The organism is Candidatus Photobacterium acropomis (assembly GCF_030685555.1).
Lineage (GTDB): Bacteria > Pseudomonadota > Gammaproteobacteria > Enterobacterales > Vibrionaceae > Photobacterium > Photobacterium lucens.
The window spans coordinates 2,540,879-2,557,852 of sequence record NZ_CP131609.1 but is presented as its reverse complement, the minus strand read 5'-3'; the positions used below and the strand labels follow the sequence as shown (position 1 = coordinate 2,557,852).

Below are 16,974 nucleotides of genomic sequence, written 5' to 3'. Positions count from 1 at the left end.
TGTTGCAACTTTTGTCGTAATGAATAAACTACAGCAAATCGCATTAGCGAATTCTTGTTAAGGAAATATATTAGTATGAGCAACATCGAAGAACGCGTAAAAAAAATCATCGTTGAGCAACTAGGCGTAGACGAAGCAGAAGTTAAGAACGAAGCATCTTTCGTTGACGATCTAGGTGCAGACTCACTAGACACAGTTGAACTAGTAATGGCTCTTGAAGAAGAATTCGATACAGAGATTCCAGACGAAGAAGCTGAAAAAATTACTACTGTTCAAGCTGCAATCGACTACGTTAACAGCGCACAGTAATAACGAACACCTCCAGGCGGTCTTCATGACCGCCTGATTTTTTTATACTACCTGTTTTATCCTCAATTCCCGGAGAAATTAATCGTGTCGAAGCGTCGTGTAGTTGTAACTGGCATGGGTATGCTGACCCCGGTTGGTAATTCTGTTGAATCTTCTTGGAAAGCTTTACAGTCAGGCACTAGCGGTATCAGCACTATCGAACATTTTGATGTTAGCGGTTTCGCGACTCAGTTTGCTGGTATGGTAAAAGACTTCAATTGTGAAGATTACATGTCTAAGAAAGATGCGCGTAAAATGGATTTATTTATCCAATACGGTATCGCTGCTGGCGTACAAGCATTTAAAGATTCTGGTATTGAAGTTACTGAAGAAAACGCAGCACGCATTGGCGTTGCTATCGGTTCTGGTATTGGTGGCTTAGGTCTAATTGAAGCTGGCCATCAAGCTTTAATGGAAAAAGGTCCGCGCAAAATTAGCCCGTTCTTTGTTCCTTCAACAATTGTAAATATGATCGCAGGCCACATGTCTATCATGTACGGTCTACGTGGTCCAAATATCGCAATCTCTACCGCATGTACGACTGGCCTTCATAACATTGGTCATGCAGCGCGTATGATCGCTTACGGCGATGCAGATGCGATGGTTGCTGGTGGTGCAGAAAAAGCATCAACGCCATTAGGTATGGGCGGTTTCGCAGCAGCAAAAGCACTATCTACGCGTAACGATGATCCTCAAGCGGCTTCTCGTCCATGGGACCAAGATCGCGACGGTTTCGTACTAGGTGATGGTGCAGGTGTTATCGTGCTAGAAGAGTACGAACACGCAAAAGCACGTGGTGCTAAAATTTATGCTGAGCTTGTAGGCTTTGGTATGAGTGGTGATGCTTACCACATGACTTCACCAAGTGCAGACGGCTCAGGCGGTGCACTAGCAATGGAAGCATGTATTCGTGATGCTGGCATTAATGCTGACCAAATTGGTTACATCAACGCACACGGTACATCAACACCTGCAGGTGACGTTGCTGAAACACTAGGTATCAAACGTGCTATGGGTAGCGCAGTTGATAACGTAATGGTGTCTTCTACTAAATCTATGACAGGCCACCTATTGGGTGCTGCAGGTTCTGTAGAATCAATCATCACAATTCTAAGCCTTGTTGATCAAGTGGTTCCACCAACAATTAACTTGGAAAACCCAGGTGAAGGTTGTGATCTTGATTACGTACCAGGTGAAGCGCGTCAAGTTAACCTAGAGTATGCACTATGTAACTCATTCGGTTTCGGTGGTACGAACGGCTCTCTACTATTTAAGAAGATTTAATCGCCATTCGTAACAAATACCATCAGGAAAATCCTTTGATAACCTGATATTATAAGCGGCCCGGTTTCTTTATAGATACCGGGCTGTTTTTTATCTGAAAAAGGATGTGTTATGACGTTTATTAACAGTCAGCTACAGCCGCAATTGGCGATCACCGATCGCGCGACGCAATATGGCGATGGCTGTTTTACGACAATAGGCGTTAAACAAGGAAAGTTATTGCTTTGGCCTTTTCATCTTGAGCGCTTGCAGACCACGCTAAAACGATTAGGTATTACAGAGCCTGATTGGGAGCAAGTCTTTTTACAGGCTAATCAACTTGCTCAATCTTTCGCTGAGCGTGGTGGGATTAAGATATTAATTAGCCGGGGAAGTGGTGGCCGAGGTTATAGCTCAACAGGTTGCAGTGATACTCAAGTGATCTTTTCTTCTTTTTCGTGGCCTGCTCATTATGAGCAATGGCAACAAGAAGGGATAGATCTTGGTATTTGCCAGCAACAGATAGGTTATAGCCCAATGCTTGCTGGTATGAAGCATTTAAATCGCTTAGAGCAGGTGCTTTTAAAACAGGAAGTCGAACAAAATCAGTGGTTAGATGCTGTTGTACTTAATATAAATCAGCATGTGGTCGAAACTACTGCATCTAATTTATTCTGGCGTAAAGGAAATGTCGTCTATACGCCGGATTTAAGCGGATCTGGCGTTGAAGGCGTGATGCGTCGACACATCATTGAATTACTTTCAACTTTGCCATATTCGTTAGAGTTTGGTGATTATTCATTAGCTGATTTGCTTTGTGCTGATGAAGTCTTTATAACCAATGCGCTAATGGAGCTAGTGCCAGTGAACACCGTCAGCACTACTCACTTTCAAGAACAGTTACTACTCGACGTATTACAAAAGAGGCTATATACGTGTTAAAGAAGTTGATTCTTATTGTTTTCATTCTTGCTGCATTAGCGGCAGGTGCTGCTGGTTGGGCGTATACCCAAGTGAAGAACGAGCTGGAGCAGCCCGTGATTAACACTGAGCAGGTAATGTTAACAGTTAAGACAGGGACATCGTTTAGAGGATTAATTAATCAGCTTGTTACAGATAAGGTGATCACAGAATCATCATGGACACGTTGGGTAGGAAAACTTGATCCAAGTTTAACGGATATCAAAGCTGGTACTTATGGCATTGAGCCAAAGCAAACATTGAAAGAGGTGCTTGCACTTATTGCCTCGGGTAAAGAGTTTCAATATTCGATCACTTTGGTTGAAGGTGAACGCTTTAGTGAATGGCTAAAGCAGATCCAAGCTGCGCCAGAATTAAAGCATGTCACAGATAATATGACAGAGCCTGAGATTGCTAAGGCATTAGGTATTGATAATGTGAAAGTGGAAGGTTATTTGCTCCCGAATACCTACCATTACACAGCGGGTACCACTGATCTGGCGATTTTAAAGCGTGCTTATGCAGCAATGAATAAAGAGCTAGCGAGTGCATGGGATCAACGTCAAAAAGATTTGCCGTTAAAAGATCCTTATCAAGTATTGATCATGGCATCGATTATTGAAAAAGAAACCGCAGTACCTGCCGAGCGTGGTTTGGTGGCATCTGTATTTATGAATCGTCTTCGTAAAGGCATGCCATTACAAACCGATCCAACGGTTATTTACGGTATGGGTGATAAGTACGACGGTAATATTCGTAAAAAAGATCTAAGAACACCAACACCATATAACACGTATACCATTAAAGGTTTACCACCAACGCCGATTGCGATGCCAAGTAAGGCATCAGTATTCGCGGCAGTGAACCCAGACACCAGTGACTACTACTACTTTGTTGCCAATGGTAAAGGTGGACACAAATTCTCTACAACTTTGGTTGAGCACAACCGTGCGGTTCGTGCATACCTGCAAACATTAAGAAAACAAGCACAATGATCGGTAAATTTATTGTCATCGAAGGCCTAGAAGGGGCTGGTAAAAGTACAGCAATCAATCAGGTGATGGATACATTAGCTCAGCATGGCATTAATGATCCTGTGTCAACCCGTGAGCCGGGTGGTACCCCGCTAGCAGAGCAAATGCGTGCGTTAGTTAAAGAAGGGCATCCTGATGAGCCATTAACTGATATGGCAGAGTTACTACTTCTTTATGCAGCACGTATTCAGCTTGTTGATAATGTTATTAAACCTGCATTGAACCAAGGCAAGTGGGTGGTAGGCGATCGTCATGATATGTCATCACAAGCGTATCAAGGTGGTGGTCGTGGCTTTGATAAGGCCTTGATGGAAAATCTACGAGATACGGTATTGGGTGATTTTCGCCCTGATTTGACTATCTACATGGATATTGATCCTGAGTTAGGTCTGCAACGTGCGCGTGGCCGTGGCGCATTAGATCGTATTGAGCAAATGAATATCGATTTCTTCCATCGCGCGCGTGCACGTTTTCTTGAGCTTTCTGAAAATCAACCTAACGTGATCATCATTGATGCAAGCCAAACTCTGGAACAAGTAACAGCCGATCTGCGCTCTGCACTTAACACTTGGTTGGAGCAACAATAAGATGTTGTATCCATGGCAAGAATCTTTATGGCAAAACTGGCAACAGTTACTGGAGCAACGTCGCTTACACCACGCTATTTTATTATTAGCGGTGAAGGGAAGTGGACGTGATGTCTTAGCTCGACAGCTTGCTAAAACGGTACTTTGCCAAAACAGTGAAACAGAGCCTTGTGGCGTGTGTCATAGCTGTAAATTATTTGAAGCGAATAACCACCCTGATTTTCATGTAATTAAACCAGAGCAAGAAGGCAAGCAAATTGGTGTGGATGCGGTACGTCAATGTAACCGCTGGGCAACGGAAACATCTCAGCTTAATGGTCAACGTGTGATTTTAATTGAACATGCGGATGCCATGGGTGAAGCGGGTGCGAATGCGATTCTAAAAACCTTAGAAGAGCCACCACAAGGTTGTCAGTTTATTCTAACCGCACAAAGTTTAGATAGCTTATTACCAACCATTGTTAGTCGTTGTAATAAATGGCGTTTACCTATTCCCGCTGAAGTGAATGTGAAGCAATGGGTTGAACATAAACTGATGCAATCTATTAAACAGGAGTCAATCCGTCTTAATAGTGGTGCGCCACTTTCCACATTATCGTTTGTTGAAAGTGGGATGGATATTCGTCATGGTAATTTGATCAAAGCCTTTGCAGATTTTCTTCAGCCGCCTAATTTAGGTATCTATGATGTGACTGCGTTGTGTACGGCTGATGGTATCGTAACGCTCAAATGGCTGAGTTACTTTTTGGTTGATTGTATTAAGTACCAACAAGGTGTGGGTGATCATTTTGTTCATGTTGAATCCTTTGCATCAGTGCAGCAGGTGGCATCAAGCGTACCCACAGCGCTATTAATCGAGCAATCGCGTAAGATTAATACCTTGTATCGCAAGCTTGAGCAGCATACTGGCTTGAATATTGAATTGCTTGTTGTTGAATGGTTAACTGGATTTATTCAAGGTTAAGCGTAATATTACTCATTAGCATTTATAGTTATATAAGCAACATTCTGAAATAAAAGAGGAAGGCCCGTGTTAGTCGATTCACATTGTCATCTCGATAAACTCGATTATGAAAAGTTACACACAGGGATTGATGATGTAATTAATAAAGCGAAAGAAAGAGGGGTTGAATACTTTCTTTCTGTTGGGGTAACACTTGCAGCATTTCCAAAGATGATGGAAATGATCGCTCCTTACGATAACGTTTTTGCATCTTGTGGTATTCACCCATTAGATGTTGAGTCAGGTTATAACTACGAACAGTTCAAGGCATTCGCTCAACATGAAAAAGTGGTGGCGATTGGTGAAACAGGTTTGGATTACCATTACCAACCTGATACTGCCGAGTTGCAGCAAGAGATCTTTCGTCAGCAAGTACGTGTTGCAGTAGAGCTTAATAAGCCTTTGATCATTCACACTCGTATGGCTCGTGAAGATACTATGCGTATCTTACGTGAAGAAGGGGCTGAAAAGTGTGGTGGTGTACTTCACTGTTTTACTGAATCATTAGAAATGGCATTAGATGCGATTGAGTTGGGTTTCTATATCTCGATTTCAGGTATCGTGACATTTAATACAGCAAGCGATCTGAAAAATGTGGTGAGCCAACTCCCTCTTGATCGTTTACTGGTTGAAACCGATTCACCATTTCTTGCGCCTATCCCATATCGTGGCAAACAAAATCAACCTGCTTATACACGTGAAGTAGCGCAATACATTGCGTTGTTGAAAGGTGTCTCAGTGGAAGAAGTGGAAGAGGCTACGACTAATAATTTCTTTACACTGTTTTCTCTAGCGAAACGCTAATTGAAACACGAGAAATACAAAAGAGAAGCTCAGGCTTCTCTTTTTTTATTTATGATAAAGCGGTTTATTATTTATTAGGTGAATTATTACTTACGTAACAGATGTAACATATTATAGAAGATGGATTTAATCTAAGAGGTTGCTGATGTTTATAAAGTTTTTATGTCTATTGATTAGTTGAGTTTGGCTATTTCTGTTTAAAAAATAACGCCTTTGTTTGAAATGGAAACACAAGTAAGCGTTGACAATAAAGTAAAAGAAATACCTTTATTATTTAAATTAACGTTTTTTAACCTGTATTACTTTCATTAATGAAATAATAGTTTCTGATCTTGGTTGTACAAATGATTTAAATAAAATCAATTGGTTATGGTTTAATGTTTTGCGGTGTTCATTTTATTGTGATCAATGTTTTATATTTCAGAATTATCTTTGATGTATATTAATGAACATACTCGAATCGAGTTGATTTTATTCGTCATTATAATGAGTAAAAAATACTTTAATTAATTTTTATGAGTAACCTGATTGTTATTATCATGTTCGTTATTGCTTGCTGGTAATATTGTGCTAATACTCATTGAGTTCCCTAGAGTTTATTAAAGTAAACAAAGCACATAAATAAGTCGATGTTAATCAATCAGCTAAAATAATTGTTAGGTTTCACTAGTAAGTACGGTTTACTTGCTAGTTTGGGTTTAGAACAGAAAGGCAAAAATTATGTCGAATAAAGTTGCAGCAGAAGGAATTCTGAAAGGGATTGGTGGGGCAGGAAACATTAAGTTCTTGTCATGCTGTGCTACACGTTTACGCTTTGAATTAAATGATGCATCAATTGTTGATAAAGCTGCATTAGACGCTATTCCAGAAGTGATGGGTAGCATTCCACAAAGTGGTGACCGTTACCAAATCGTTGTTGGTGGTGGTGTTGCATCTATGCATAACACGCTAAAGCAGATGATTGAATCAGGTGAAGGCGGTGAAGCACCTGCGGCTCCTGCAAACAATGAAAAATCTATCGATGATATTAAAGCAGCTAAGCGTTCGGAAGGTATCCGAGGTAAAGTGGCGTGGGTTGATAGTTTTTTTGAATACCTTTCAGATTCATTCCGCCCAATTTTAGGTATTTTACTTGGTGCATCACTGATCATCGCCTTAGCATCTGTACTTGATGCGCTTCATATTGTTGATTTCCGTGGTGAAAAATCAGCTGGTTGGGTTTTCGTTGACTCAATGTGGCATGCGGTTTTCTACTTCTTGCCAATCATGGTAGCTTACAACGCATCGAAGAAACTGAATGTGGATCCGTGGCTAGGTGCTGCGATCATGGGTGCATTAATGACACCTGAATTCCACAAGCTATCAACAATGGCTTCTACAACAACAGTTAAAGATGCAACCTTAGGTACTGTTGGTCATGTTGCGCATATCTTTGGTTTACCAATGCAGTTAAATGATTACTCAGGTAACGTATTCGTGCCTTTGATCATGGTAGCTGTATTAGCGCTTGTTTACCGTTTCTTAAAGAAACTTATTCCTGATAATTTACATATGGTTTTCGTACCATTCTTGTCGCTAATTATCATGGTACCGCTAACTGCGTTCTTGATTGGTCCTCTAGGTGTTTGGATTGGTACTTACCTAGGTACAGGTCTAGCATGGTTGAATACTAACGCACCATTCGTGTTTGCGATTCTGATCCCATTACTATACCCATTCCTAGTACCACTAGGTCTACACTGGCCGCTAAATGCCTTAATGCTAATGAATATTCAAACATTAGGTTATGACTTCATTCAAGGTCCTATGGGTGTTTGGAACTTTGCATGTTTCGGTGCAACAGCAGGTGTATTACTTATTGCACTACGTGAGAAGAATGCAGTGATGCGTCAAACAGCATCAGGTGCACTAGCGGCTGGTCTGTTCGGTGGTATCTCTGAGCCATCACTATACGGTATCCACTTACGCTTTAAGAAAGTGTACTCTCGTATGCTTCCAGGCTGTCTAGCGGGTGGTCTTGTGATTGCTATTCTTGGTGCACCATACGGTGGTGTGAAGACAACTGCATTTGCATTTACTTCACTGCTAACCATCCCTGTATTTAACCCTATGTGGGTATACGCAATTGCGATTGCAGTGGCGTTTGCAGTACCTATGCTACTTATCTTCTTCTTCGACTACCGTACGGCAGAAGAAAAAGTGGCTGAAAACAAAAAATAATTGTTGTTACTAAGGCTCAAGAGCGAATACGTTTCTGAGTGAAATAACAATAGATAAAGACCGCATTATGCGGTCTTTTTTTTGTTTTAAATAAGCAGAGAAATATTTGTTATTATTGAATAACGTTAATATTTAATCTATTTATAAAATATTGGCAATAAAAGGAGAATATTAATATATTAGCTATTCTGCTTATTATCTTCGAAATAATACTTACCTTTATCTCTCTTAAATCTATTTAATGATGGCGCTCTGTTACATAGCGTTACAAACGTTGCGCTGGTGAAATAAATATGCAGTATTTGGCTTGCTTTTACTTTTCATAATCAAATTAAATCAATGGCTTATGTTTATTCTGTTCAAAGTTAACAGATGTAACCCGCTGTGATCATGCTTATATTTTGCAATATTAGTCATCGATGTAATTAGCAAATATGACATTCATCAAGTTATATTAGCCACCGCATTCTATACTGATGCCGAAATAGCAAAAAATAGAGACTAACAGTATGGCTACGGGGGTATGTCGTTAGTGTCTATGTTATTTCAACCAATATTGTACTCAGGAGCACAATGTTCACTAACGTATCAATTCACCTCGGTGATTTGAGCTTGTCTCGCATACGTAAGTGTTCATTACTACGCTTATTGAAGTAAAAATAATGTTAAAAAAGACCAATAAAGTCTGAGTTATTTTTTGATACAAGTTTAGATCCCATATCGAGGAGATAAGGTAATGAAAGCCTTCTTTAGTAAACTATCGCAAGCGGTAATGCTGCCGATAGCACTACTGCCAGCAGCCGGTATTATGCTTGGCCTAGGTGGTAGCTTCACCAACCAAAGTATGATCGACGCATACAACATTGGTATTTTGCAAGACGGAACACTTTTAAATAGTTTCTTACAGGTTATGACCGCAGCGGGCGGTATCGTTTTTGCAAACCTACCATTAATGTTCGCATTAGCGATTGCGATTGGTTTTGCACGTGCTGAAAAAGGCGCAGCAGCATTAGCAGCAACTATTTCATACCTAGTAATGAACGTTGCGATTGCGAAAACGCTTTCTGTTGCTGGCATGGTAGATACTACTAACAATACTGTTGTGTTAATGGGTAACCATTACGCTGGTGTGTTAGCAGACGTACTAGGCATTCAAAATACGCTAAGTATGGGTGTTTTTGGTGGTCTGATCGCAGGTGGTATCACTGTTATTCTGCATAACAAATACCATGACGTTAAATTACCAGAATTCCTAGGCTTCTTCGGTGGTGCACGTTTCGTTCCTATCGTAAGTGCATTCTCTGCATTGTTCTACGGTATTGCGCTAGTATTCGTATGGCCTTACATCGGTGCTGCATTCGGTTCTATCGGTGCAACACTGGGTGAAATGACTGCATCTGGTCACGGTTACATTGCATCATTCATCTTCGGTATCATTGAGCGTGCACTTATCCCTGTTGGTCTACACCACGTATTCTATCTTCCACTATGGCAGACAGAGATCGGCGGTACAGCTGAAATCGCAGGTCAGGTTTACAAAGGCACACAAAACATCTTCTTTGGCTCTCTAGCTAATGGTGATTACTCTCAGTTCTCTTCAACTAACTTCATGACTGGTAAATTCCCATTCATGATGTTCGGTCTACCAGCTGCTGCATACGCAATGTACACACTAGCTGATAAAGAGAATAAGAAAGAAGTAGGTGGCCTATTATTCTCTGTTGCGCTAACAGCGTTCCTAACAGGTATTACAGAGCCAATCGAATTCACATTCCTATTCCTATCTGCACCGCTTTACTACTTCATCCACGTGCCACTAGCAGGTCTATCATTTATGATCATGGACTTACTAAACGTGAAAGTAGGTATGACGTTCAGTGGTGGTTTCATTGACTTCGCACTATTCGGTATGCTTCCTGGCCTAACGGGTACTGAGAACCATTGGTACTACATCCCACTACTAGGTCTAATTTATGGTCCTGTGTACTTCTTGTTGTTCCGTTGGTTCATCGTGAAGTTCGATATCAAGACGCCTGGTCGTAAGGGTAGTGCTGTAGCGGTTGTTCGTAAGAAAGATTACCAAGAAGCAAAAGCGGGCGGTGCTAACGACAGCCAAGTTGATGAGATGATCGAAGCGCTAGGCGGTAAAGATAACATCGTTGACGTTGATGCATGTATTACACGTCTACGTATCACAGTTAAAGATGGTGACTTGGTTAAAGACAACAAGTACTGGACTGAAAACCTAGGTGCGAAAGGCTTAGTGAAAGTAGGCGGTACGGGTATCCAAGCTATCTACGGTGCACAAGCGGCTGGCTTTAAAGCACAAATTAACTCGAAACTAGGTAAGTAATTAGTGATGAGTAGCTTTTCGTTAAAATATAGGCGTGTCGGTACATTTATGATTGATATGGCTATCGTGCAGATGTTTGCAATGATTGCCAAAGATATCTTCCTTGGTGTAATTGGTTATATCACCAATGGCACAGGGGTCACGTTATCGCTTAACGATTCGATGGCGCTACCAGTGTTGTTACTGTTAATTATTGGCATCATGGCGTTATTTATTGGTGTCTTTATGGGTTATCACTGGTTGTGTTATCGCTTACTAGGTACGTCATTATCACGTGTGTTGTTAAGCGTGAAAGTGGTATCTAATGACGATGAGTTACTCACTAAGCAACGTTACTTAAAACGTGAGTTTGACAAGATTTATCTTTGTATTGCCACACTGGGCTTGTACCCCCTCTACGCTGGTGTGCAATACCTTACGTTTACCAATCCACCTTGGCATGACAAGAAAAATCATACTAATGTGGTAGAGCGTTAAAATGAAAACCGCAGCAAAAGCTGCGGTTTTTTTATATCTATATTTATTAGAAAGCGGGTTTAAAGTGATAAGAAAAACAAAATAAATACAGGTACGAGTAAGCTAAGAATAAAACCACTGACAATCGCAATCGGTACACAACGAACACCACCCGTGTTTTGGATCACTGGTAACGTAAAGTCCATTGCCGTTGCGCCTGCATAGCCAATAGCCGTATTAGGGTAGCGATGGATAAGCAGTGGGATCAGCATAAGTGCAAGCATTTCACGTAGCAGCTCATTAAGAAAAGCGGCACCACCAAATACACTTCCTAAACCATCACCAATCAAAATACCTGCCAGTGAATACCAACCGAATCCTGATGCCATGGCTAAACCATGAGTAATGGGAATATCAAGGATCAGTGCTGCAATGATCCCGCCAGCAAACGAAGTCACAATGATCACTGCGGCAATAATGATCCCTTTTTTGTTTAGCACGATTTGTTTGAGTGTCATGCCACTGTTGCGCAGTTGAATACCAATAAAGAAAAGTAGAAGAAGTAAAATAGCTTCACTGGCTTGATCTACCCAACTTAAATCGATATCAAGCGCAAGACCTACAATTAATCCTGCCGCAACAACAAAGACTAACTTCACCGATTCCACCATCATTTTGCTCATGGGTAAATGATGATGTCCATCAACGGTTTCGGTTGGCCACAAGCGATCTAAAAAGGGCAGTGCTGCTAAGTTACACACGCTAATTGCAATAAAGAATGTGGTGGTATAGATCAGGATCTGGCTGAGGTTTTGACTGAGGTTATCAAGTGCCGCAAGGCTTAATCCCATAAGTGTTAGAATAACTAGAACCAGTCGACTTGTTTGAGTATTAATAAACTCGAGGTGCTTTTTATTATGGACAGGAATAAGGTAGCCAATAATCAGTGGTAAAAAAATCAATAAGATCCCTGAAAACATATCAATCCTTAAATGTAATCATCGGGTGTGATGGTCTGTGATAGTGGATGTGTTTATCTAAACAAGCTAACGCAGTGATATTGATGCGCTTCGTTTACATTTTTAACATAATGGAAATGTAACACAGCAAGGAAGTGGGAGTATAGAGGGAGAAACTTGTGGGCAAATAAAAAGCCCATCATGATAGATGGGCTAAAGTATTAAAAACCGCTTTCACGTGCGATATTTTTGACTCGCTGGTGGAATTCTTCATTAGGTAGATTGGTTAGCTCATACATGACTTCAGCACCAAGTAAATCCAGCTCTACGTCATTTTCATCAATGGCATCATCGTCATTTTTAAATAGCAATAAGTGATGCGCCATACGAGCAATATCTAAATAGGTCGGGGAATCTTGCTGAGTGCGGTATGCCATGCGTTTATTTGATGCGATTTCAAGATAGTCATCATCAAATCCCCACTCTTTAAGTACCACCAAGCTTGTTTGGGTACAGGTTTCTTGGAAGATAAATTTCGCAATATCAATATCTAAATAGTTACCGTCTTTTAAATAGTTCAGATATTCATAAATCAAACTAAAGACACCGATATCAGCTAATAAACCAGTCAGTAGAGCTTTTTCTGGCTCCAGTTTTAGCGGCTTTTCACTACGCTTGATGAGGGTTTGGCAAATCAGCGCCATTGTACCCGCAAACTGGCGAGAGCGAAGTGCGCTTTGATTGAGTAGTTGATTACATTCAATGTTTTCGGTCTGACTTTTACGTAATTCAGCAATGGCTTGCGCTGTTGCAATATCACGAACACGGAGTAGACCTAAACGAGAAACCGCAGTCAGTAGATCGTTACACACCACATTACGACGATTAAATAAAACCGTATTTGAGGTTCGGATAATGGTGGCAGTTAAGGCTGGATCATCGAGCAGTAAATCAGCAACATCATGGATCGTTGTATCATCATTATTACAAAGCTGGTGCAGCTTGATTAACACATCAGGGATCGGAGGAAGAGCAAGTTTATTTTGTTGCGCAGACTGTTTAACTAAGTTGCAGAACTCAGATTCAAGCGCTTTAACTTGATGATCTCGACTGTGTTTTAACCAAAAAAAAGATAAGTGTGACATGCAAAACTAACGTTATAAGACATTTTCGAAATTCTAACGGTTTATCGAGTTACCGAGTAGTTTGTCACGTTATTTCTTTGAAGTGAGTAGCTTATAATTTACAAATTACGTATGCATATCCCATTAATAAATTAAATTCTTATCTTGTAGCAGTTTCATTAGGAAGCGAACAGCCAGTTTAGGACTTTCTTGATGGATCAATAATTGTTTGTATTTTACATCAATGGGCAGCACTTCAAGCCAGCGTTGGCACACCCAAGTGATATCGTTATAGCATGGCGTGGGATAGTGCTCACCAACATCAGGAATACTGCTATGAAGTTGTTGTAGCTTGTCTGCAAGGGACTGATTAGTGGAATTAACCGGGATGGAATGCCAAATAAAATAAGGTTTGCAGTCAGCAAGTAATAAGTGGTCATAATCGACATCGATTTTCATGACTCTTAAAATATCAACGCCTTCAACCGTTATCCCCAACAATTCACCAGCTAAGCGATGAAAGTCAATAATTTGTACACGAGTTGTCAGTGCAGGGACTTCGGTGATTTCACGATCCTTCCTATTGCTATCTACCATTGCCATGACAAATCCCTCATTAGACGATAAGGCCTCTTTTACCATACGCACATGATGAGCTTGAGCGATCGTTAGTTTGACACGCCCTGAAGGCAGTACATGCTCTGTGTGTGGCAGGAGAGGAATTTTGATCATAGCTACAGCGAATACCGTTAATGAGACTGAATATCTTAAAGATAGTCGTCGCTGATAATAATGATGATAAGAGATGCAACCAATTATTGATTCTTGCGTGATAAAAGCTGCAAATCTATTTTGATTACATTATTTTGCGACAAAAAATATGCGAGTAATCTCATATTTGATTGATGGTTATTTAATCCATTGTAAGTAAAAGCATACAATTGCTTCGTCGAATAATTGACAATGTAATCTATTGTTTGGCTAGGTTATTTGACGTGTTTGGAATAATTGATTATCACCGAGTTATGGAGAATTAGTTGTGACATCACTTAAGGACGATTACTTAAACTATTTAAAGAAATTCGGAGAACAAGAAAAGCGATCCATGTTTGGTGGTACGGGTGTGTTTATGGATGGGGCAATGTTTGCCATTGTGACTCCTGCATCTATGTACATTCGTGGCGGTGAAAAGTTGGATCCACAGTTAGTAAAGTTAGGGTGCTCAAAGTTTAGACATATTAAAAAAAGTAAAACAGCCACAGTGAACTATTACGAGATAAGAGAGCTTTTTGAAAAAGATCCACAAACGTGTAGTGAGCTTGTCGCTAAATCAATTGAATTTTCATGTAAGGATAAAGCGTATAAGCAGTCTGGCGCTAATAAGCGTTTACGCGATTTACCTAATATGAGATTAACGCTAGAGCGTATGGTGAAAAAAGCAGGTATTGCAGATGTGGCTGCTTTTCTTGAGTTGGGTGCGTTAAATGTTTACCGCAAAGTGTGTGAACATAATGGACAAGAGCTTGATCGTAAGCTGTTATGGATTTTTGCTGGTGCGGTAGAAGGATGTCATTGGCAATTATTAACAGATGATTTCAAAGCAAATCTTCTTGAGCAATATCACAGCGTTGCTAATTAATTGATAAACATCGGGGAATAGCATTTTAAAGCTGAGCCCCGATTATTTTCTTGCTATGCTTGCTACAAGATTTTCTACGTGGCGGTACTATGCAACTAACTAACCTTTCTGGTTCAGTCCTCTCTGGTTTACATTGTTTTCTTATTGCGGCAGAGCAAATGAGTTTCACTCGTGCTGCTGAAGTTATGTTTTTAACGCAAAGTGCAGTAAGTCATAAAATCAAAAATCTTGAAGATGCTTTAGGCGTACAATTATTTATTCGTCAGCCACGTAAGTTGATCCTGACAGATGAAGGCGTGCGATTAAAACAAGTATTAGCGGCTAATTTCGGTGATATCGCCCATGAAATTCGCGATCTGAAAAATGTTGAATTAAGTGGTGATATTAATATTTCAGTGCCACCTACATTTGCGCAAACATGGCTGTTACCACGCTTAAAATCTTTTATTGATCTTTATCCTTCCATGCGAATTCATCTGCGAACACGTAATGATCTGGTGGATTTTCAAACGGAAAGTTTCGATTGTGCAATTTACTTTGGTAAAGGGGAATACCAAGGGTTGCATACTTGTAAGTTGATGGATGAATCCATGCAGCCTGTGTGTAGTCATGATTATGCAGTAGCGCATAATTTATATGATCATCCTGAAAGCTTAATGAGTTGTTTGTTATTGCATGATGCTGCTCCGTGGGCGAGAGCGGGACGCAATGACGAATGGCAATTATGGGCAGAGCAATACGGAATTCAATTGCCAGAATCTGAATGTACGTTTGATCGTTCAGATCTTGCGTTGCAGGCGGCAGAGTGTGGTATGGGAGTCGCAATGGGACGACAATCTTTCATTGCTGAGAAACTTGCCCAACAACGATTAGTGACGCCATTTGATATGATGACAAATTCACCGTTTAGTTATTATGTGGTGTGTCGTCAGAACATGCAGAACACCCCGAAAATCAAAGCATTTCGAGACTGGTTATTTAGCGAAATTGACGCTGAATATTCAAATTGAAGTGCTACAAGTTAGTCTGTAACAGAGTAATAAAACGTCGCTAACAGGTTAATGTTAGCGACGTTTTGCGTTATAGGCTTAGTTTAATACTTCGTTACCTGATGTTTTACCTTGCTCAAAATCAGATAAATTTTGCAGTGTCGTTTCTGCGATATTGCCAAGGGCTTCTTCGGTTAAGAAAGCTTGGTGACCTGTAAACAGTACGTTATGACAAGATGATAAGCGACGGAAGACATCATCTTGGATCACATCATTAGACTTGTCTTGGAAGAATAAATCTTTTTCGTTCTCGTAAACGTCCACACCTAGCGCGCCGATACGACGTGATTTCAGCGCTTCAATAGCATCGCTTGAATTGATTAGTCCACCACGGCTGGTATTAATGATCATGACACCATCTTTCATTTTGTCGAAGGCCGCTTTATCAAGCATATGATAGTTTTCTTCTGACATAGGGCAGTGCAATGTGATCACATCTGCCACTTTGTAAATTTCATCAAGGCTTGCGTAAGTAACCCCTAATTCAACCGCCGCAGGGTTTGGGTATGGGTCAAAGGCTAAGATATTCATACCAAAGCCTTTAAGAACTCGAATCGTAGCTAAACCAATTTTACCGGTACCAATGACACCGACCGTTCTGCCGTGGAAGTTATAACCAGTTAAACCATCAAGGGAGAAGTTAGCATCACGAGTACGCTGGTATGCGCGGTGAATATGACGGTTAAGACTTAGCATTAAGCCAAGAGTATGTTCAGCAATTGATTCTGGTGAGTATGCAGGTACACGCACGATCTGCATTCCCAGTTTTTTTGCTTCTTCTAAATCGACTAAGTCAAAGCCTGCACAGCGCATCGCAATGACTTTAATCCCTTGTTTGGCGAGGCACCTTAGGGTTGGCGCACTAAGATCATCATTAACAAAGGCACAAACGGCATCAAAACCTTCACTCATTTTGGCGGTTTGTTCATTGAGTGGAAAATCAAAGTAAGTAATATCGTGACCGAATTGTTGATTCATTTTAGAGAAGGACTCTTCGTCATACTTCTTGGCGCTAAAGAGTGCGATTTTCATAAGACTGACTACCTATCTATTCGTTATTATCATTTGTATTTATTAAATACCATATCAAATAACTCAACTATTGATAATAAAAGGATCAAAAAGACATATTGCAAACTTGATCGGTTTTCTTATTTATCAGAGAGTTCTAGTTG

16 protein-coding genes are annotated in these 16,974 nt (G+C 40.5%); 12 read left to right on the top strand and 4 right to left on the bottom strand.

The genetic code is table 11. The features are described 5' to 3' along the window. The first annotated feature begins 75 nt into the window (after positions 1-75). The 10 genes from acpP to Q7657_RS18565 all read left to right on the top strand — a co-directional run bounded on the left by acpP (position 76) and on the right by Q7657_RS18565 (position 11,049). Positions 76-309 (top strand): acyl carrier protein, encoded by a 234-nt coding sequence (gene acpP / locus Q7657_RS18610; RefSeq protein WP_004406112.1) that lies wholly within the window; start codon positions 76-78, stop codon positions 307-309. A gap of 84 nt (positions 310-393) precedes the next feature. Then, a complete protein-coding gene (fabF, locus tag Q7657_RS18605) occupies positions 394-1,632 on the top strand; it encodes a beta-ketoacyl-ACP synthase II (protein WP_053986887.1) in 1,239 nt (412 codons plus the stop codon). 111 nt (positions 1,633-1,743) lie between these two features. Further along, positions 1,744-2,553: an aminodeoxychorismate lyase gene (gene pabC / locus Q7657_RS18600; protein WP_107165344.1), complete on the top strand. Its 810-nt coding sequence runs from the start codon at positions 1,744-1,746 to the stop codon at positions 2,551-2,553. Beyond that, positions 2,547-3,566: an endolytic transglycosylase MltG gene (mltG, locus tag Q7657_RS18595; protein ID WP_107165343.1), complete on the top strand. Its 1,020-nt coding sequence runs from the start codon at positions 2,547-2,549 to the stop codon at positions 3,564-3,566. Before pabC ends, mltG begins: the two co-directional genes overlap by 7 nt. Next, positions 3,563-4,192, top strand: a complete 630-nt coding sequence (gene tmk, locus Q7657_RS18590; RefSeq protein ID WP_053986884.1) for a dTMP kinase — start codon at positions 3,563-3,565, stop codon at positions 4,190-4,192. Before mltG ends, tmk begins: the two co-directional genes overlap by 4 nt. Position 4,193: 1 nt before the next feature. Continuing rightward, positions 4,194-5,156 (top strand): DNA polymerase III subunit delta', encoded by a 963-nt coding sequence (gene holB, locus Q7657_RS18585; protein WP_107165342.1) that lies wholly within the window; start codon positions 4,194-4,196, stop codon positions 5,154-5,156. Between the two features lie 66 nt (positions 5,157-5,222). Beyond that, on the top strand, positions 5,223-5,999 hold the full coding sequence (locus Q7657_RS18580; RefSeq protein ID WP_053986882.1) for a TatD family hydrolase: 777 nt from the start codon (positions 5,223-5,225) through the stop codon (positions 5,997-5,999). 720 nt (positions 6,000-6,719) lie between these two features. Then, complete coding sequence (locus Q7657_RS18575; RefSeq protein WP_053986881.1) at positions 6,720-8,219, top strand: PTS transporter subunit EIIC; 1,500 nt, start codon at positions 6,720-6,722, stop codon at positions 8,217-8,219. 736 nt (positions 8,220-8,955) lie between these two features. Further along, positions 8,956-10,572, top strand: coding sequence for a PTS transporter subunit EIIC (locus Q7657_RS18570; protein WP_008987479.1), 1,617 nt, complete (start codon positions 8,956-8,958; stop codon positions 10,570-10,572). A gap of 6 nt (positions 10,573-10,578) precedes the next feature. Further along, positions 10,579-11,049, top strand: a complete 471-nt coding sequence (locus Q7657_RS18565; protein ID WP_107165341.1) for an RDD family protein — start codon at positions 10,579-10,581, stop codon at positions 11,047-11,049. 59 nt (positions 11,050-11,108) lie between these two features. On the opposite strand, the gene Q7657_RS18560 is transcribed toward Q7657_RS18565, so the two are convergent. From Q7657_RS18560 to Q7657_RS18550, 3 genes are all read right to left on the bottom strand, one after another. Next, positions 11,109-12,008, bottom strand: a complete 900-nt coding sequence (locus Q7657_RS18560) for a LysO family transporter (protein ID WP_107165340.1) — start codon at positions 12,006-12,008, stop codon at positions 11,109-11,111. A gap of 200 nt (positions 12,009-12,208) precedes the next feature. Beyond that, complete coding sequence (locus Q7657_RS18555; protein WP_107165339.1) at positions 12,209-13,132, bottom strand: HDOD domain-containing protein; 924 nt, start codon at positions 13,130-13,132, stop codon at positions 12,209-12,211. Between the two features lie 123 nt (positions 13,133-13,255). Then, entirely contained in the window at positions 13,256-13,843 is a 588-nt protein-coding gene (locus tag Q7657_RS18550) for an LON peptidase substrate-binding domain-containing protein (RefSeq protein WP_107165338.1), read from the bottom strand. 307 nt (positions 13,844-14,150) lie between these two features. Between Q7657_RS18550 and Q7657_RS18545 the strand changes: the two genes are divergently transcribed. Next, a complete protein-coding gene (locus tag Q7657_RS18545) occupies positions 14,151-14,750 on the top strand; it encodes a TfoX/Sxy family DNA transformation protein (RefSeq protein WP_053986875.1) in 600 nt (199 codons plus the stop codon). Positions 14,751-14,839: 89 nt separating this feature from the next. Then, positions 14,840-15,760, top strand: a complete 921-nt coding sequence (gene dsdC / locus Q7657_RS18540; protein ID WP_107165337.1) for a DNA-binding transcriptional regulator DsdC — start codon at positions 14,840-14,842, stop codon at positions 15,758-15,760. Positions 15,761-15,838: 78 nt separating this feature from the next. Here the strand turns inward: dsdC and Q7657_RS18535 are convergent, their stop codons facing one another. Then, positions 15,839-16,831 (bottom strand): 2-hydroxyacid dehydrogenase, encoded by a 993-nt coding sequence (locus Q7657_RS18535; RefSeq protein ID WP_107165336.1) that lies wholly within the window; start codon positions 16,829-16,831, stop codon positions 15,839-15,841. Between the last annotated feature and the right edge of the window lie 143 nt (positions 16,832-16,974).

What these genes read in the sequence shown, in the direction of transcription:
- acpP (WP_004406112.1), top strand. Translation starts at nt 76, where the DNA reads ATGAGCAACATCGAAGAACGCGTAAAAAAAATCATCGTTGAGCAACTA.
- pabC (WP_107165344.1), top strand. Translation starts at nt 1,744, where the DNA reads ATGACGTTTATTAACAGTCAGCTACAGCCGCAATTGGCGATCACCGAT.
- tmk (WP_053986884.1), top strand. Translation starts at nt 3,563, where the DNA reads ATGATCGGTAAATTTATTGTCATCGAAGGCCTAGAAGGGGCTGGTAAA.
- holB (WP_107165342.1), top strand. Translation starts at nt 4,194, where the DNA reads ATGTTGTATCCATGGCAAGAATCTTTATGGCAAAACTGGCAACAGTTA.
- Q7657_RS18575 (WP_053986881.1), top strand. Translation starts at nt 6,720, where the DNA reads ATGTCGAATAAAGTTGCAGCAGAAGGAATTCTGAAAGGGATTGGTGGG.
- Q7657_RS18570 (WP_008987479.1), top strand. Translation starts at nt 8,956, where the DNA reads ATGAAAGCCTTCTTTAGTAAACTATCGCAAGCGGTAATGCTGCCGATA.
- Q7657_RS18565 (WP_107165341.1), top strand. Translation starts at nt 10,579, where the DNA reads ATGAGTAGCTTTTCGTTAAAATATAGGCGTGTCGGTACATTTATGATT.
- Q7657_RS18560 (WP_107165340.1), bottom strand. Translation starts at nt 12,008, where the DNA reads ATGTTTTCAGGGATCTTATTGATTTTTTTACCACTGATTATTGGCTAC.
- Q7657_RS18555 (WP_107165339.1), bottom strand. Translation starts at nt 13,132, where the DNA reads ATGTCACACTTATCTTTTTTTTGGTTAAAACACAGTCGAGATCATCAA.
- Q7657_RS18550 (WP_107165338.1), bottom strand. Translation starts at nt 13,843, where the DNA reads ATGATCAAAATTCCTCTCCTGCCACACACAGAGCATGTACTGCCTTCA.
- dsdC (WP_107165337.1), top strand. Translation starts at nt 14,840, where the DNA reads ATGCAACTAACTAACCTTTCTGGTTCAGTCCTCTCTGGTTTACATTGT.
- Q7657_RS18535 (WP_107165336.1), bottom strand. Translation starts at nt 16,831, where the DNA reads ATGAAAATCGCACTCTTTAGCGCCAAGAAGTATGACGAAGAGTCCTTC.